This window comes from Bradyrhizobium sp. CCGB20 (assembly GCF_024199855.1).
Taxonomy (GTDB): Bacteria; Pseudomonadota; Alphaproteobacteria; order Rhizobiales; family Xanthobacteraceae; genus Bradyrhizobium.
Genome location: NZ_JANADN010000001.1, coordinates 2,686,058 through 2,702,277, shown reverse-complemented (window position 1 = coordinate 2,702,277; position 16,220 = coordinate 2,686,058). Strand labels below are relative to the sequence as shown.

Genomic DNA, 16,220 nt, shown 5'->3' with positions numbered 1-16,220 from the left:
CCGACGCCGCCGCGTCAGTTGATCCAGCTCAAGCGGGGGCACTTTTGTTCGCCCCCGCCTGTCCCGCGCAGGTTATTTTCCACCGCCCAGCGAGTGGACGTAGACCGCCATCGCCTTGATGGTGGCGGGATCGAGCCGCCCTTCCCAGGCCGGCATCACGCCGGCGCGGCCGAGGCTGATGGTCTCGATCAGGCTCGCCTCGTCCGAGCCGTAGAGCCAGATCTTGTCGGTCAGGTTCGGTGCGCCCATCTCCGGGTTGCCCTTGCCGCCGTCGCCGTGGCAGGCGACGCAATTCTCCGCAAAAATCTTCTCGCCCTTGGCGGCATCGAAGCCCTTGCGGGTCGAGAGGCCCGACAGCGACCGCACATAGTTGGCGACCGTGACGATCTCGTCGCTCTTCAGCACACCGTCCTTGCCGAAGGCGAGCATCTGGCCCTCATGCGCCTTGGCGTGGCCCGAACGCGCGCCGAACTGGATGGTCTGCATGATCTGGTCGAGCGTGCCGCCCCACAGCCAGTCGTCGTCGTTGAGGTTCGGGAAGCCTTTTGCGCCGGCGCCGCCCGAGCCGTGACACGGCGCGCAATTGTCGCCGAACACGGTCTTGCCCTTGGCGCGCGCGAGCGCAAGCAACGCCGGGTCCTTCTCGATGTCGGCGAGCGAGGCCGCGCCAAGCACCGCCATCTTGTCGCCGCGGATCTTCTCGAGATTGGCGAGCTCGACCGCGACGTCGGCACGCGACGAATAGCCGAACAGGCCGGTCGTGTTGCTGGAGATCAGCGGCCAGGCCGGATAGACGATCCAATAACCGATCGCCCAGACGATGGTGAGGTAGAAGGAGATCACCCACCAGCGCGGCAGCGGCGTGTTGAGTTCCTTGATGCCGTCCCACTCATGTCCGGTCGTGGACTTGCCGGTGACGGAATCGATGTCGCTATGATGATCGGTCATGATCCCTTACTCCTCCCGCAACGGCAGGTGAGCCGCTTCGTCGAAAGCGGCCTTGTTGCGGGGCCAAAGTGCGTAGGCGATGATCGCGAGAAAGATCGCGACGAACACCGGCGTCCAGATCGTGGTGACGAGACCGGACGCGAGATTGTCGAGTGTCAGGATGGCTTTCATCGTTGATGCCTTCTCAGCGAAGATTGGCTTTCTCGTTGTAGAGCTTGAAGTCGACCAGCGTGCCGAGCATCTGGAGGTACGCGATCAGCGCGTCCATCTCGGTCGGCGTGCCGGCCTTGCCGTCGAAGTTGCGCACGACGGCCCTGGCGTAGCGCTTGCTGAAGGCGTCGGAGCCGGCATTGTCAGGATCGGCCTGCGCCTTCAGGTCGGCGCCCGCGTTCGCGATCTGGTCGTCGGTGTATGGCGTGCCGACGGCCTTCAGCGTCTTCATGTGGTCGGCGATCGTATCGGGATCGACCTCGGTCTGGCTCAGGAACGGATAGCCCGGCATCACCGACTGCGGCACGATCGCGCGCGGGTTGGTCAGGTGGGTCACGTGCCAGTCGTCGGAATATTTGGCGCCGACGCGGGCAAGGTCGGGACCGGTGCGCTTCGAGCCCCACTGGAACGGATGGTCGTACATGCTCTCGGCAGCGAGCGAGAAGTGGCCGTAGCGCTCGACCTCGTCACGCAGCGGGCGGATCATCTGCGAATGGCAGAGATAGCAGCCCTCGCGGACGTAGACGTTGCGGCCCGCGAGCTCCAGCGGCGTGTAGGGCCGCACCCCGTCGACCGCCTCGATCGTGCTCTTGAGATAGAACAGCGGGGTGATCTCGACGAGACCGCCGATCGCGATCACCAGCAGGATGCCGACGATCAGGACGATCGAGTTCTTTTCGAAGATTTGGTGGCGTGTCCAGAACGACATGGAAGGCTCCTCATTCCGCCGGCTGGAGAGCGACGGGCATCTGGACTTCCTGTTCGCCAACGCGAACGGTCATCCAGAGATTGTAGGCCATGATCAGCGCGCCGATCAGGAACAGGCCGCCGCCGGCGGCGCGGATGATGTAGAAGGGATGCATCGCCTCGACGCTCTCGATGAAGGAATATTCGAGGAAGCCGAGCGAGGTGTAGGCGCGCCACATCAGGCCCTGGAGGATGCCGGACACCCACATCGCCGAGATGTAGAGAACGATGCCGAGGGTCGCGATCCAGAAGTGCCAGTTGACGAGCTTGAGGCTGTAGAGGCCCTTGCGATTCCACACCCAGGGCACCAGGCAGTACAGCGCGCCGAAGGAGACGAAACCGACCCAGCCGAGCGCGCCGGAATGCACGTGGCCGATGGTCCAGTCGGTGTAGTGGCTGAGCGAGTTCACCACCTTGATCGACATCATCGGACCTTCGAAGGTCGACATGCCGTAGAAGGCGACGGAGACGACGAGCATGCGCAGCACGGGATCGGTGCGCAGCTTGTCCCAGGCGCCCGACAGCGTCATCAGGCCGTTGATCATGCCGCCCCAGGACGGCATCCACAGCATGATCGAGAAGGTCATGCCGAGCGTCTGCGTCCAGTCCGGCAGCGCCGTGTAGTGCAGATGGTGGGGACCTGCCCAGATGTAGAGGAAGATCAGCGCCCAGAAGTGGATGATCGAGAGGCGATAGGAATAGATCGGCCGCTCGGCGCGCTTCGGAATGAAGTAGTACATGATGGCGAGGAAGCCGGCGGTCAGGAAGAAGCCGACCGCGTTGTGGCCGTACCACCACTGGAACATGGCGTCCTGGATGCCGCCCCAGGCGATGTAGGATTTCGAGCCGAACACCGAGACCGGGAGGGCCGGATTGTTGCCGAGATGCAGAACCGCGATCGTCACGATGAAGGCGAGATAGAACCAGTTCGCGACGAAGATATGTGGCTCTTTGCGCTTGATGATGGTGGCAAGGAAGACCAGGAGATAGACGACCCAGACGATGGTGAGCCAGAGGTCGGCATACCATTCCGGCTCGGCATATTCCTTGGACTGGGTGACGCCGAGCAGATAGCCGGTGCCGGCGATCAGGATGAAGAAATTGTAGCCGATCACGACGAACCAGGGCGCGAGGTCGCCGGCGAGCCGCACGCGGCAGGACTTCTGCACCACATAGAGCGACGTGCCGATCAGTACGTTGCCACCGAAGGCGAAGATCACCGCCGAGGTGTGCAGCGGACGCAGACGGCCGAAGCTGGTCCAGGGCAGATCGAAGTTCAGCGCGGGCCAGGCCAGCTGCGAGGCGATGATGAGGCCGACGAGGAAGCCGGCAATGCCCCAGAACATCGCCATGACAGCGGTGAACTTGATCGGACCCATATTGTAGTTGGGGCGGCCGTCGATCTCCGCCGGCGGCAGCGCCGGCGGACGATCGAAGTAGCGGTTGATGATACCAAAGACCACAGCGAGGCTCGCCGCCGCGCTGAGCGCGGCGTGGAAGGCGAAAGGCGCATCGAGCGCCTTGGCCGAGGCGATCACGCAGAGGAAGGCGGTGACCGCGAACCCGACAGCCAGGCCGCTTTCACCGATGGACATGGATTTGGAGATGGAGGGCTGGCTCATCGCGGATTCTCTTTCGAAAGAACACCGGGCCAGAAACCACATTCACCCTCGCGGGGAATTGATTGAAATCAAGTGAGAGCTTTGGCACTTCGGATCGGGCGGACTTTTCGGGATTTCTCCCGTATTTCTGCTGAGCCGCCGGTTGAGGTGCCCTCTCCCCCTTGTGGGAGAGGGCAGCGAGGACCGTGCAGCAAACTCACTTGGGTGAGGGGTATCTCTCCACGAGTCCAACGCCTATTGAATGCGCGGAGAGATACCCCTCATCCGGCGCCATAGCCGATGCGAAGCATCGGCGTTCTCAGGAACGGCCGCCGAAGGCCGCCTATGCCACCTTCTCCCACAAGGGGAGAAGGGAAGAGGCACCGTCAGTCCATCGCCGTCGCCTTGAGCGCGGCGATCACGTCCTCGCGGGCGATGATTCCGGCCAGCTTTTGTGCACCGTCGAGCACGATGATGCTGCGGATGCGGTGCTCGACCATGATCTGGAGCACGCGCGTCAACCGCGTGTCGGGGCTGACATAGATGAACTCGGGCGTCATCACGTCGCCGATCTTGCGGCTCATCAGCTCGTGATAGCGCGGCAGCATCTGGCTCGGCGTGAAGGCGAAGCACTTCAGGATGTCGAATTTGGTGACGATGCCGACCACCTGTCCGTCGTCCTCGACCGGATAGGAGTTGAAATCGTCGTTTTCGAACATCTCGCTGAGCGCGAGCAGATCGTGGTCGCGCCGCACCGCCTTGACGTTGCGCGTCATGTAGCCGTCGACGGTCTCTTCAAGAAATTTGTACACGGCGCGTCCTCCTCGGATAGCTTTCTGGCTGGCCGTCAGTGCGACAGCAGCACGCTGCGCGCGGTTTGCGTGACCAGATATTCGGTGACGCCGCCGAGGATCAGCTCGCGGAAGCGGGAATGACCGTAGGCGCCGGCGACAATCAGGCCGGCACCGACGTCGCCGGCGATCTTCTCCAATTGAGCAGCGGCGGCTTCGCTTCGCACGGCCTCCGAGACCCGCGCCGTCGCGGTGATGCCGTGACGAGCGAGCCAGGCGGCAACGTCGGTGACGCCGGCCATCATGGCCGAACGATCGTCGCCGGGCTCCGGAATTTCAACGATGGTCACATCCCGCGCCTTGTGCAGCATCGGCAGCGCGTCGACCACCGCGCGCCGCGACTCCGGCGAGTCCTTCCACGCCACCAGCACGCTGCGCAGATCGAGCCAGTTGGCCTTGTCGGGAACGACCAGCAGCGGACGGCCGGCCTGCATCACCAGATCCTTCGGGCTTGCAAGCGCAAACGCGTCGGAGAAGGCCGGGCTCTGCCCGCCGCTGACGAGGAGGTCGGCGCAGCGCGCCTGCGCCGACACGAATCGCGCCGGAAAATCCATGGCGCTGCGCCACTCCACGCGCCCGCCGCGATTCTTCGTGGCGGCGCGGAATTGGACCTCCAGATCGGCAAGGCGCTTCCTGATGGAGGCTTCCTCCCGGTCGATCAGGCTCTGGGCCTCCGCACCGTCGGTGAAATAGAGGGGCGGAGCGAACCGTGCCGCCGCGACCCCGACGAGATCGGCCTCGAATCGCTCGGCGAGCTCGCCCGCGACCTGAAGCCGCGCCTCGTTGGACTGATCGAGCGCCAGGCTGACCATCACGGTCGCGAATGTCATCGGGGGTCTCCGCACAGCAATGCACTGGGACGAAATCTAGCCTCGCCGGCGCGGGGCAGGATGAGATAGATCAAAGCGCCGGGGCCGGGCCTGCGGGAAATCCGCCAATGGAATCAGACATCCGAACTTGCCTCCGACCCGCCCATGGGCGAAATTGCGATCATGTTCGCGGCACCACGCTAGCCGCAGAAAGGGAGCCATCGCTTGTCGCCGACCCGCGTAACGCATCCGCCCGACGACGGTCGCGGCGAGCATTTCCGGGTTCGGATCGAAGGATTCGGCGTCGGCACCTGGGATCTCGACCTCACGACGCGAGAACTGGAGTGGTCGGAAACCGCGCGGATGCTGCTCGGTGTCGAGCGTGGCGAGCCGGCGAGCTACGAGCTCTTCCTGTCGCGTCTCGAGCCCGAGGACCGCGCGCGCGTCGAGACCGCGATCAGGCAGGTCACCGAGCATGGCGGCGGCTTCGACGTCTCCTTCAGGATTTCCGGCAACTCCGGCCGCGGCAAATGGATCAGGGCCCGCGCCGGCCTGATCAGGGACGATTCCGGTGTCGCCCGCCATCTCAGCGGCATCCTCCTCGACATCGACAAGGAGAAGCAGGTCGAGGAAGCCCTGCGCACGCGCGAGACCCATCTCCGCTCGATCCTTCACACCATTCCCGACGCCATGATCGTGATCGACGGCCGCGGCATCATGCAGCTGTTCAGCACGGCGGCCGAGCGCCTGTTCGGCTGGTCCGAGCAGGAGGCGATCGGCCAGAACGTCAGCATCCTGATGCCGGAACCGGACCGCACCCGCCACGACAGCTACATCGCGCGCTATCGCAGCACGAACGATCCGCACATCATCGGCATCGGCCGCATCGTGACCGGAAAGCGCCGCGACGGCACGACATTCCCGATGCATCTGTCGATCGGCGAGATGCAGTCCGGCGGCGAGCCCTATTTCACCGGCTTCGTCCGCGACCTCACCGAGCACCAGCAGACCCAGGCGCGGCTCCAGGAATTGCAGTCAGAGCTCGTCCATGTCTCGCGGCTGACCGCGATGGGTGAGATGGCCTCGGCGCTCGCTCATGAGATCAACCAGCCGCTGGCCGCAATCAGCAATTACATGAAGGGTTCCCGGCGGCTGCTGGCCGGCAGCACCGACGCCAACACGCCAAAGATCGAAAACGCGCTCGATCGCGCCGCGGAGCAGGCCTTGCGCGCCGGCCAGATTATCCGCCGCCTGCGCGACTTCGTCTCCCGCGGCGAGTCGGAGAAGCGGGTCGAGAGCCTGTCCAAGCTGATCGAGGAAGCCGGCGCGCTCGGGCTTGCCGGCGCGCGCGAGCAGAACGTGCAGCTCCGCTTCAGCCTCGATCCGGACGCCGATCTCGTGCTCGCCGACCGCGTGCAGATCCAGCAGGTGCTGGTCAATCTGTTCCGCAACGCGCTAGAGGCGATGGCGCAGTCGCCACGGCGCGAGCTCGTCGTCGCCAACAAGCGCATCAGTGACGACATGATCGAGGTCGAGGTCTCCGACACCGGCTCCGGTTTCCAGGACGACGTCATTCCAAATCTGTTCCAGACCTTCTTCACCACCAAAGACACCGGCATGGGCGTAGGACTGTCCATCAGCCGCTCGATCATCGAGGCTCACGGCGGCCGCATGTGGGCCGAGGGCAACGCATCGGGCGGTGCGACATTCCGTTTCACCTTGCCGGCAGCCGACGAGAACTGATCAATGACCAAGGGACATGTCTACGTCATCGACGACGACGAGGCGATGCGGGACTCGCTGAACTTCCTGCTGGATTCCTCCGGCTTCGGCGTCACGCTGTTCGACAATGCGCAGAGCTTCATCGATGCCCTCCCCGGCCTCGCCTTCGGCTGCGTCGTCTCCGACGTGCGCATGCCAGGCCTCGATGGCATCGAGCTTCTGAAGTGGATGAAGGCTCAGCACAGCGCGTTCCCGATCCTGATCATGACCGGCCATGGCGACGTGCCGCTCGCGGTCGAGGCGATGAAGCTCGGAGCGATCGACTTTCTCGAGAAGCCGTTCGAGGACGACCGCCTCACCACCATGATCGAAACGGCGATCCGCCAGGCCGAGCCGGCGGCCAGGAACGAGGCCATCTCGCAGGACGTCGCCGCGCGCGTCGCCTCCTTGAGTCCCAGGGAACGCCAGGTCATGGAGGGACTGATTGCCGGTCTCTCCAACAAGCTGATCGCCCGCGAATACGACATCAGCCCGCGCACCATCGAGGTCTACCGGGCCAACGTCATGACCAAGATGCAGGCGGGCAGCCTGTCGGAACTGGTGCGGCTGGCGATGCGCGCCGGCATGCTGAAGGATTGAGGCAGGTCAAAATCATTCTCCCGAGCCGTGCTAGCCAAATGGGATGATCGAGATCGGCTCGCACCATCAGCGGCTCCCAGTGACGTCATCCGCAAAGCCCACCGTCTACGTGGTCGACGACGATGCCGCCGTGCTGGGATCGCTCCGCTTCCTGCTGGAAACCGACGGCTTCGACGTGCGGACCTTCAGGAATGCGACGGCCCTGCTCAATGCCAGTGGTACCCCCGGCGCGGACTGCTACGTGATCGACTACAAGATGCCCGACATCAACGGCATCGAGCTGGCCGGCCGCCTGCGTCAGTCCGACGAGGGCACGCCCGTGATCCTGATCACCGGCTATCCCGACGGGAACATCTCGGCCCGCGCGGCCGCCGCAGGCGTCAAAGACGTGATCCTGAAGCCGCTTCTCGACGAAAACCTGGTCAAGTCCATCCGCCACGCCATCCAGGACGGACGCGGCAACTGACCTACGGGATTCTACGTAGGCTCCGTAGCCCGGATGGAGCTCCATGACCTACGGGACTCTACGTAAGGCAACCTCCTTAAGATATCTCGCGAAATTTTCGAGGCACCCGATACCGCGTACCAAAGCGTCATCACAACGGAGATGGCGCAGATGCTGACCCAGACGCTCAACACCCAGGCGATCAACACGCAAATTCGTGGCAAGATCGCTCCCGCCCATCCCGTCTCCGACCAGTTCGGCGCGATCGCCGGCCATGTCGGCCTCCTCGCCACGGAGTTCTCCTACCGCAAGGACGAGGAGATCTACGGCGAGGACGAGCCGGCCGAATATGTCTACCAGGTCATCACTGGCGCGGTGCGCAGCTACAAGCTCCTCTCCGACGGCCGCCGCCAGATCGGCTCCTTCCATCTTCCCGGCGACGTGTTCGGCCTTGAATCCGGCCCCAGCCACCGCCTCGCCGCCGAAGCCATCATCGACACGACTGTGCGCCTGGTGAAGCGCGCGAGCCTGGAGAAGGCCGCCGGCACCGACGTGCAGGTCGCCCGCCAGCTCTGGGCCATGACCGCCGGCGAACTGCGTCACGCCGAAGACCACATGCTGCTGCTGGGACGCAAGACCGCGATGGAGCGCGTCGCGACCTTCCTGCTCGAGATGGACCGCCGCCTCGCCGTTGCCGGCATGATGGCGCTGCCGATGTGCCGCCGCGACATCGGCGACTATCTCGGCCTTACGCTGGAAACCGTGTCGCGCGCGCTGTCGCAGCTTCACACCCAGGGCATTCTCGGCTTCTCCGGTGCCCGCCAGATCGTGCTGCGCAACCGGGCGCGTCTGCACAATCTCGACGCCTGACCTTTTCTTCCTCCCCACCCACTTGGCCGGCCGTTCAGCCGGCCATTTCTTTTGGCGCGATCATGCCGGTGCGCCGGGTTTCCGGCATCACGAAGAGGATCAGCAAAAGCCCGGTCGCGGCGACGCCGGACAGCCCGATGAAGGCGGTGGCATTGCCGAACTTGTCGCTGACATAGCCGCCGAGCGCCGTGCTCAGCGATGCGCCGATGCCCGTCGCCGTGCCGACGATGCCTTGCGCCAGATTGAAGTGCCCGCTGCCGAAGGCGACGTCGGCGACGATCAGCGGAATCATCACCGCGAACACCGCCGCCGTGAGGCCGTCGAACACCTGCACCAGCACCAGCAGATAGGGATCGCGCACCGTCGCGAACAAAAGGCCCCGGATCGTCAGCGCACCGAACCCGATCAGCAGCAGCGGCCGGCGGCCCCAAAGCTGCGCCTTGCGCCCGACCGTCGGCGACAGCAGCGCCACGATCGCCTGCGGGACCACGATGCAGAAGGCGACGAGCACCGTCGCCCACTGGCTCGACCGCGCCGTCACCGCGCTCGCCATCAGCGGCATCATCGCCGCGTTCGCCAATTGCAGCAGCAGCACGCTCAGCGCGAAGACGATCAGGGGCCGCTGCCGGATCAGGTGCCAGATATTGGTATCGCCGGGAACCGGAGCCTCGCGCGGCATCTCGCCGTGACAGCGGGCGATGTCGACTTCCTCCTCGCGGATGCGCGACAGCGCGATCAGGGTCGGAATCGCGAGCAGGAAGGTGACCAGGAACACCGAGCGGCTCGACAGGAGATAGCCGGCCGTGCCCATCACGGCGGCGGCGACGCCGTTGCCGAGGGACGCAAAGCGCGCGTTGCGGCCGAGCCGCTCGCCGATCGCAAGCGGACCGACGAGGCCGAGGCTGATGGCCGCGATCGCCGGCCCCAGCACGCAGCTCGCTGCCGCATGCAGCGTTGCGGCCGCCACCACGACGGGGAAGATCGGCATCGCCGCATAGGCGAGCGCGCAGAAGCCGATGGTCGCGATGGCAAGGGCTGCGACCAGCCGCTCGGACTTCGCGGCATCGATGATCGCGCCGCCCGGCATCTGCCCGATCAGCGCGACGATGCCGCCGATCGAGAGCACGAGGCCGATCTCGACCTGGGTCCATTTCTGCGTCGTGAGGTAAACCGCGATGAAGGGGCCAAACCCGGTCTGCACGTCGGCGAGGAAGAAGATGAACCAGTCGAGGCCGCGCAGGCTCTGCCGCGACGGCGCCGGGATGCTCGCAGGCGGCGGCGCGGAGACGTGGTCCCGTTCAACGCCGCTCTCGCGATCTGCGTGGTTCGGCTTCCTCGACAACAGCACCGGCCGCCATCCCTCCTCTCGCCTCACTGAATCGCTTGCAGCGGCTGCAGGCTGCCGGACGCGCCGAGCACGACCATCGGCGTGTCTTCCTTGTATTCCGGCGCGGCTGCGACCTGCGCCTTGGTCAGTTCCAGCGTGATGCTGTCCTTCTTGTTGGCAATCTTGCCGAACCGCATCGCGTTCCAGTCCACCACGATCTTGCGGCTGCCGACGCCGAGGAAGCCGCCGAAATCGATCACGGCGGCGCGCACATGGCCGGTGCGGTCGACGATGATGTCGACAATGCGGCCCATGGCCTCGTCCGCGGCGCTGCGCACGTCACGACCGAGCACGCCGTGCGCGTCGCTCGCACCGATGATGGTCACGGACGGCGGCGGCGCGGCATCCTTCGGCGTCACCGGCACGGTGGAAGTCGGCGGCTGCACCGTCGCCGGCGCATTCGCTTCGCTTGGGGGCGTCGTTGGGGACACCGCAGGCGGCTCCTCCGCGGCGCGGGATGCGGCGACCGTCAATCCTGCGACGATCGCCACGCTCAAGACCAACCATCCGGCGGTACGCATGAACCCTCCTCGCAGGCGCCGCTAGCGCGCCAGCACGATCGAGACCTGGATCTGGCCGCGCGTGCGCAACACCTCCAGCGCCACGTCGTCGCCGTGGCGGCTGACCCGCAGATCCACGCTGGAATCGCCGAGGCGCAGATCGTGCAGGATCACCTCGTTCAGGAACGCCGGCAGATGCGGATTGCGCAGGCGAATCTCGCCGCGCGCGACATCGAACTCGATGCCGAGCGCCGCCTCCAGCAGCGTGAACGGCGTCGCGCTGGCCCAGGCCTGCGGCGCGCAGGCGACCGGATAGAGCGTCGGGCCGCGCCGCTTCTCGCGCCGGAAGCCGCAGAACAATTCGGGCAGCCGCCGCAGGTCCATGTAGGTCGCCGCGTCGAACAGTCCCTTGAAGACATGCGCCACCGAATGCTTGAGCCCGTAGCGCGCGAGCCCGAGCGCGATCAGCGCATTGTCGTGCGGCCAGATCGACCCGTCATGATAGGACATCGGATTGTAGCGCACCTCGCCGACGGCGACGGTGCGGATGCCCCAGCCCGAGAAGAAATGCGGCGCCATCAGGTCCGCAGCGACGAGACGCGCGCGGTCCTCGCGGATCATGCCGCTGAACAGAACCTGCCCGGCATTCGACGTCCGCACCTTGCATTGCCGCTTCTTGCCGTCGAGCGCGAGCGCGTAGGTGCCGAGCTCCTCGCACCAGAACGCCTTCTCGAAACGCTCGGCCAGCGCCCTGGCTTCGGCCTCGAGCTTTTTGGCGAGCTCCGGCTTGCCGAGCCGCAGCGCGCAACGCGCGGCGAGCTGCTTGGCGGCGAACACGTAACCCTGCACCTCGGCAAGGGCGAGATTGCCTTCCGCGAGCTGGCCATCGGCATGGAAGATCGCGTCATAGGAGTCCTTCCAGCCCTGGTTGGCGAGACCCTTTTCGGTGGCGCGCTGATATTCGACGAAGCCGTCCTTGTCGGGGTCGCCGGGCCCGTCGATCCAGGCCAGCCCCGCCTCGATCGCCGGCCACAGCTCGACCAAGGTCTTCTCATCGCCGGTGCGTTCGAAATAGCGCCCCGCGAGCAACACGAACAGAGCGGTCGAATCCACGCTGCCGTAATATTGCGCGAACGGCACCTCGCGCAGCGCCGCCATCTCGCCGCCGCGCATCTCGTGCAGGATCTTTCCCGGCGCCGCATCGTTCAGCGGATCGACCGCCTCGGCCTGGAAATGCGCGAGCCGCCGCAGCACGCCCTTGGCGACCCGCGGATCGACCCACAGCATCTGCAGCGCAGTGATTAGGCCGTCGCGCCCGAACGTCGTCGAGTACCAGGGAATGCCGGCATAGGGGTAACGCCCCTGCGGCGTCTCCGTCATCAGCATGTTGAGGTCGGCCATGGCCTGGCACAGCACCTCGTTGAAGATGTTGTTGGACGTCTCGATGCTGGCCGCGCCCATCGTCGACTGGCGCATCTCGCGGCGATGGGCGAGCAGGCCCCTGAAGAAGCGCGCAGGCTTCTCCGCGACCGGCCGGTTGCAGGACACCGCCACGAACAGCGATTTCGAATGATGCGGGTCCAGATCGAGCTGCCAGGTCGCGGCATTCACCGACAGCCGCGTCGGGCGCGGATCGAAATGCAGGCCGGTGGTGCGCTCGGCATCGTCGAGGCCGCGATATTCGAACAGCACGTCGGTCGGCCCGAGCAACTTGCTGGTGCCGGTCCCGCGGCGCGGACGCCGCTCGCCGCGCACCTCGAACAGATCGGCAAAATCGTTGTCGAACAGCAGCGTCAACTCGAAGCTGGCGCGACGGTCGCCATGATTCTGCACGCCGATGCGCTGATAGGCCGTGCCGCGCCACAGGAAGATCGTGCGCACGATGTGCAGCAGATCCTTCTGGAGCGCGATGCGGCCCTGGCGATAGATGTCGGGATTGGTGAGATCGACGGTCAGGGCCGAATTGTCGTCGCGCAAATTCGAGCCGAGCAGCAGCGGCTGGAGGTCGTCGAGCACGAGCTCCAGCCGCGCCAGATAGCGCGTGTCGTAGTTGAACAGGCCGTCCGGCCCGCCCGCGGAGGCGCCGATGTCGCCATGACTGTCCAGCACGATGAAGGTGTCGTCGTGCTTGAGCGAGCGACGGGGCCGCGCGGCGGGCCCCGTCATCGGAATGTAGAACGCCTGCTCCGCGACGGCCTCGACCGTGCGCGATACCGAGACGATCTGGGTTACGGCTTCGGCTGCCATGAGCTGCTCCCCTGCGGCCTGTTTTTCGAACGCGACCAACGCAAACGCAAACTGTTGGACTTACGCGGCGAACTTCGAGAGCCGGCTCATCTCCTGGGTCACCAGCTCACGGTAGGGACCGTGGCCCTGCATCAGGCGGTCGGGCGCGCCGTCCTCGATGATCTTGCCATTCTTCAGCACGAGAACGCGATCGAAATTGCGCAACGTCGCCAACCGGTGCGCGATCGCGATCACGGTGCGGCCGCGCATCAGGCGCGACAGCGCCTCGCGGATCGCCTCCTCGGATTCGCTGTCGAGCGCGGCGGTCGCCTCGTCCAGCAGCAGGATCGGCGCGTCCTTCAGGAACGCGCGCGCGATCGCGATACGCTGGCGCTGGCCGCCGGACATTTTGACGCCGCGGTCGCCGACCATGGTGTCGAGACCTTCCGGCAGGCTGTCGATGAAATCGCAGCGCGCCGCAATCGCCGCGCGCAGCACCTCGTCGTCAGTCGCGTTCGGACGGCCGTAGCGGATGTTCTCGCGGATCGAGCGGTGGAACAGCGAGATATCCTGCGGCACGACCGAGATGGCCTCGCGCAGGCTCAGCTGGGTCACCTTGGAAATATCCTGGCCGTCGATGGTCACGCTGCCATCGTCGACATCGTAGAACCGCTGCAGCAGCGTGAACAGGGTCGATTTCCCTCCGCCTGACTGGCCGACCAGGCCGACGCGCTGGCCGGGCTGAAGCCGCAGGCTGAACCGATCGAAGATCTTCTCGCCGCCGGGATAGCCGAAGGTGACGTTGTTGTAGGCGATCGCGGCGCCGTGCTTCATCAGCGGCTCGGCCTCGGGATGATCGCGCAATTCATGCGGCACGAGCAAGGTCGCGATCGCCTCGGTCAGGCGCGCGACGTGCTGGGTGACGTCGACCAGCGCCACCGCGAGGTCGCGCGTCGCATTGAGAATGGACAGGCCGAGCGTACAGACCAGCACGACATCGCCGGTGGTCGCCTCACCCTGCTGCCAGAGCATGATGGCCCAGGCCATCAGCGCCACCGTCAGGACGACCGTCACGCCGGCATGCGTGAGCCGCAGCTTTTCCAGGTAACGCAGGCTACGGCCGCGCGCGGTCAGTTCCCGGTTCACCGTCGCGTCGAACCGCTCGTGCTCGTGGCCGATGCCGCAGAAGGCGCGGACCAGCGGCATGTTGCTGATGACATCGATCATCTCGCCGTCGACGACAGCGGCCTTGTCGGCGAAGTCATCATGCAGCGGCTTGCCGGCTGCGGCCAGATGGAACATCGCGACTACCATGCCACCGGCGATCACGATCAGGCCCAGTGCCATATAAGGGCTTACGGTTCCAATCAGCATGATTGCCGCAATTGTGGCGATGCACGGCGGCAACACGTTCCAGACGAACATGTTCTCGACCGTGAACACCGCGTTCGATGTCGCGGTGATACGGCTCGTCAGCATGCCCGGCATGCGATCCGAGAAGTAGCTCGGGGCGTGGCCGGTGAGATGACGAAATATGTCACGGCGTAAATCGCCCGTGACACGGACGAAGGTGAAGCTCGCGGTCCAGCTCGCGATCCGCCACAGGAAATTGTCGGCGGCGATCAGCGACATGAGTAAAATGAATGCCAGCCATACGCTGCCACCGTGCGATGTTCCCGCGGACAGGCTGTCGACCAGGGATTTGACGCCGTACTGCGTGCCCACGGAGCAGGCAACCGCTGCAACGACGGCGGTCAGGATCACGAGATGCGACGTCAGTCGTCGTCGCAAATAGCGCAAGACAAAGGCAAATGGCCTGCGCGCGTATCCAGAGAGATGATCCATATGACTGCAACCCCGTCGTGATGATTCAATTTTCTATTAGCCGATTGAACATCGACCGCTTCGCCTCGGTTCCCGGGCCGGGCCATCACGACATGCGGATGCGGACGATGTGAGAAGAGGAGATGGCAGCATCGCGGCCACGCAGAAGTGTGTCCAAGAAGTAACGTTCGTTGAAGGAACTTCGCAATTGCGAGAACGTTCCCTCGACTGGCATGCCGGTGCCCAGTCACGGCGGGGGTTAGTTTCCATGATCGCACAAAGGAGATGGTGAGATGCGCATCGCGCAGGTAGCTCCGTTGACGGAGGCTGTTCCACCCAAGCTGTATGGCGGCACCGAGCGGGTGGTGCACTGGTTGACGGAAGAATTGGTTGCCTTGGGTCACGACGTCACGCTGTTCGCCAGCGGCGACTCGCAGACCTCGGCGAAACTGGATGCATTATGGCCGCGGGCGCTTCGCCTCGACGGTTCCGTGCGCGATCCCAACGCGCTGCACATGGTGCTCCTGGAGCGCGTGCGGCAGAAATGTGACGACGAGGAGTTCGACTTCCTCCACTTCCATCTCGATTACTATCCGTGGTCCCTGTTCCACCGGCAGCCGACCCCGTTCGTGACCACGCTGCACGGTCGGCTCGATCTGCCGGAGCATCAGCCGGTGTTCAACACCTTCACCAAGATGCCGGTGATCTCGATCTCGAATGCGCAGCGCAGGCCGGTGCCGCAGGCGAACTGGGTCACGACGATCCATCATGGCCTGCCGGAAGACCTGCTGACGCCGAAGCCGGCGAAGCAGGAATACCTCGCCGTGCTCGGCCGCATCGCGCCTGAGAAGGGCGTCGACCGCGCCATCAAGATCGCGATGCATTGCGGTATCCCGCTGAAGATCGCAGCCAAGGTCGATCGCGCCGACCAGGACTATTATGACGAGCTGATCAAGCCGATGATCGTGAACAACCCGCTGGTCGAATTCATCGGCGAGATCAGCGATCACGAGAAATCGGACTTCCTGAGCGGTGCGCTCGCACTGCTGCTGCCGATCGACTGGCCGGAGCCGTTCGGTCTCGTGATGATCGAAGCCATGGCCTGCGGAACGCCGGTCGTCGCCTTCAACCGCGGCTCGGTGCCCGAGATCATCGACGAGGGCCTCACCGGCTTCGTGGTCGAGGACATCATCAGCGCTGCCGGCGTCGTCAATCGCCTCGCGAAACTGGATCGCGCGGCCATCCGCAAGCAGTTCGAGAAGCGCTTCACGGCGCGGCGGATGGCGCTCGACTATCTCGCAGCCTATCGCAGCCTGACCGAGGCACAGGCGCCGCGGATCAAGCTGGTGAGCAGCGCGGAGTAGCCGGCGTAATCACAACTGTCGTCCCGGACAAGCGAAGCGCAGATCCGGGACCCATAGCCACAGGACGTTGTTGGGCG

Annotated in this window: 15 protein-coding genes; 5 read left to right on the top strand and 10 right to left on the bottom strand. The window is 65.0% G+C overall.

Translation table 11 applies throughout. From position 1 onward, the window contains the following. Positions 1–72: 72 nt before the first annotated feature. From ccoP to NLM15_RS12525, 6 genes are all read right to left on the bottom strand, one after another. Complete coding sequence (ccoP, locus tag NLM15_RS12550; protein ID WP_254117250.1) at positions 73–948, bottom strand: cytochrome-c oxidase, cbb3-type subunit III; 876 nt, start codon at positions 946–948, stop codon at positions 73–75. A 6-nt stretch (positions 949–954) separates the two neighbouring features. Next, a complete protein-coding gene (locus NLM15_RS12545) occupies positions 955–1,119 on the bottom strand; it encodes a CcoQ/FixQ family Cbb3-type cytochrome c oxidase assembly chaperone (RefSeq protein ID WP_018457132.1) in 165 nt (54 codons plus the stop codon). A gap of 13 nt (positions 1,120–1,132) precedes the next feature. Further along, positions 1,133–1,867 (bottom strand): cytochrome-c oxidase, cbb3-type subunit II, encoded by a 735-nt coding sequence (gene ccoO, locus NLM15_RS12540; protein ID WP_254117249.1) that lies wholly within the window; start codon positions 1,865–1,867, stop codon positions 1,133–1,135. A 10-nt stretch (positions 1,868–1,877) separates the two neighbouring features. Further along, positions 1,878–3,527 carry a cytochrome-c oxidase, cbb3-type subunit I gene (gene ccoN, locus NLM15_RS12535; protein WP_254117248.1) on the bottom strand — a complete coding sequence of 550 codons (1,650 nt, stop codon included), beginning with the start codon at positions 3,525–3,527 and terminating at the stop codon, positions 1,878–1,880. Between the two features lie 365 nt (positions 3,528–3,892). Continuing rightward, a complete protein-coding gene (locus NLM15_RS12530; protein ID WP_254117247.1) occupies positions 3,893–4,318 on the bottom strand; it encodes an HPP family protein in 426 nt (141 codons plus the stop codon). A 35-nt stretch (positions 4,319–4,353) separates the two neighbouring features. After that, on the bottom strand, positions 4,354–5,187 hold the full coding sequence (locus NLM15_RS12525) for a universal stress protein (RefSeq protein ID WP_254117246.1): 834 nt from the start codon (positions 5,185–5,187) through the stop codon (positions 4,354–4,356). A gap of 204 nt (positions 5,188–5,391) precedes the next feature. Between NLM15_RS12525 and fixL the strand changes: the two genes are divergently transcribed. The 4 genes from fixL (at position 5,392) to NLM15_RS12505 (ending at position 8,842) form a co-directional block, all read left to right on the top strand. Continuing rightward, positions 5,392–6,909, top strand: coding sequence for a sensor protein FixL (fixL, locus tag NLM15_RS12520; RefSeq protein ID WP_254117245.1), 1,518 nt, complete (start codon positions 5,392–5,394; stop codon positions 6,907–6,909). Between the two features lie 3 nt (positions 6,910–6,912). Continuing rightward, positions 6,913–7,527, top strand: coding sequence for a response regulator FixJ (gene fixJ / locus NLM15_RS12515; protein ID WP_254117244.1), 615 nt, complete (start codon positions 6,913–6,915; stop codon positions 7,525–7,527). Between the two features lie 43 nt (positions 7,528–7,570). Next, positions 7,571–7,993 carry a response regulator gene (locus NLM15_RS12510; RefSeq protein WP_254117243.1) on the top strand — a complete coding sequence of 141 codons (423 nt, stop codon included), beginning with the start codon at positions 7,571–7,573 and terminating at the stop codon, positions 7,991–7,993. A gap of 150 nt (positions 7,994–8,143) precedes the next feature. Further along, on the top strand, positions 8,144–8,842 hold the full coding sequence (locus tag NLM15_RS12505) for a helix-turn-helix domain-containing protein (RefSeq protein WP_254117242.1): 699 nt from the start codon (positions 8,144–8,146) through the stop codon (positions 8,840–8,842). Positions 8,843–8,876: 34 nt separating this feature from the next. Here NLM15_RS12505 and NLM15_RS12500 read toward each other — a convergent pair whose 3' ends face one another. The 4 genes from NLM15_RS12500 to NLM15_RS12485 are packed head-to-tail and all read right to left on the bottom strand — an operon-like array spanning position 8,877 to position 14,800. Next, the gene (locus NLM15_RS12500) at positions 8,877–10,190 is read right to left on the bottom strand and encodes an MFS transporter (protein WP_254117241.1); all 1,314 of its coding nucleotides are present in this window, start codon (positions 10,188–10,190) and stop codon (positions 8,877–8,879) included. A gap of 23 nt (positions 10,191–10,213) precedes the next feature. Then, a complete protein-coding gene (locus tag NLM15_RS12495; protein WP_254117240.1) occupies positions 10,214–10,750 on the bottom strand; it encodes a PRC-barrel domain-containing protein in 537 nt (178 codons plus the stop codon). A 21-nt stretch (positions 10,751–10,771) separates the two neighbouring features. Next, positions 10,772–12,976, bottom strand: coding sequence for an amylo-alpha-1,6-glucosidase (locus NLM15_RS12490; protein WP_254117239.1), 2,205 nt, complete (start codon positions 12,974–12,976; stop codon positions 10,772–10,774). Between the two features lie 60 nt (positions 12,977–13,036). After that, positions 13,037–14,800: an ABC transporter ATP-binding protein gene (locus NLM15_RS12485; RefSeq protein WP_254117238.1), complete on the bottom strand. Its 1,764-nt coding sequence runs from the start codon at positions 14,798–14,800 to the stop codon at positions 13,037–13,039. Between the two features lie 272 nt (positions 14,801–15,072). Between NLM15_RS12485 and NLM15_RS12480 the strand changes: the two genes are divergently transcribed. After that, positions 15,073–16,143, top strand: coding sequence for a glycosyltransferase family 4 protein (locus NLM15_RS12480; protein ID WP_254117237.1), 1,071 nt, complete (start codon positions 15,073–15,075; stop codon positions 16,141–16,143). The last annotated feature ends 77 nt before the right edge of the window (positions 16,144–16,220 follow it).

Excerpts from the sequence above, each read along its gene's own strand:
- fixJ (WP_254117244.1), top strand. The coding sequence starts at position 6,913 with ATGACCAAGGGACATGTCTACGTCATCGACGACGACGAGGCGATGCGG.
- NLM15_RS12480 (WP_254117237.1), top strand. The coding sequence starts at position 15,073 with ATGCGCATCGCGCAGGTAGCTCCGTTGACGGAGGCTGTTCCACCCAAG.
- ccoO (WP_254117249.1), bottom strand. The coding sequence starts at position 1,867 with ATGTCGTTCTGGACACGCCACCAAATCTTCGAAAAGAACTCGATCGTC.
- NLM15_RS12545 (WP_018457132.1), bottom strand. The coding sequence starts at position 1,119 with ATGAAAGCCATCCTGACACTCGACAATCTCGCGTCCGGTCTCGTCACC.
- NLM15_RS12505 (WP_254117242.1), top strand. The coding sequence starts at position 8,144 with ATGCTGACCCAGACGCTCAACACCCAGGCGATCAACACGCAAATTCGT.
- NLM15_RS12495 (WP_254117240.1), bottom strand. The coding sequence starts at position 10,750 with ATGCGTACCGCCGGATGGTTGGTCTTGAGCGTGGCGATCGTCGCAGGA.
- NLM15_RS12510 (WP_254117243.1), top strand. The coding sequence starts at position 7,571 with ATGATCGAGATCGGCTCGCACCATCAGCGGCTCCCAGTGACGTCATCC.
- ccoN (WP_254117248.1), bottom strand. The coding sequence starts at position 3,527 with ATGAGCCAGCCCTCCATCTCCAAATCCATGTCCATCGGTGAAAGCGGC.
- NLM15_RS12490 (WP_254117239.1), bottom strand. The coding sequence starts at position 12,976 with ATGGCAGCCGAAGCCGTAACCCAGATCGTCTCGGTATCGCGCACGGTC.
- ccoP (WP_254117250.1), bottom strand. The coding sequence starts at position 948 with ATGACCGATCATCATAGCGACATCGATTCCGTCACCGGCAAGTCCACG.
- NLM15_RS12485 (WP_254117238.1), bottom strand. The coding sequence starts at position 14,800 with ATGGATCATCTCTCTGGATACGCGCGCAGGCCATTTGCCTTTGTCTTG.
- NLM15_RS12525 (WP_254117246.1), bottom strand. The coding sequence starts at position 5,187 with ATGACATTCGCGACCGTGATGGTCAGCCTGGCGCTCGATCAGTCCAAC.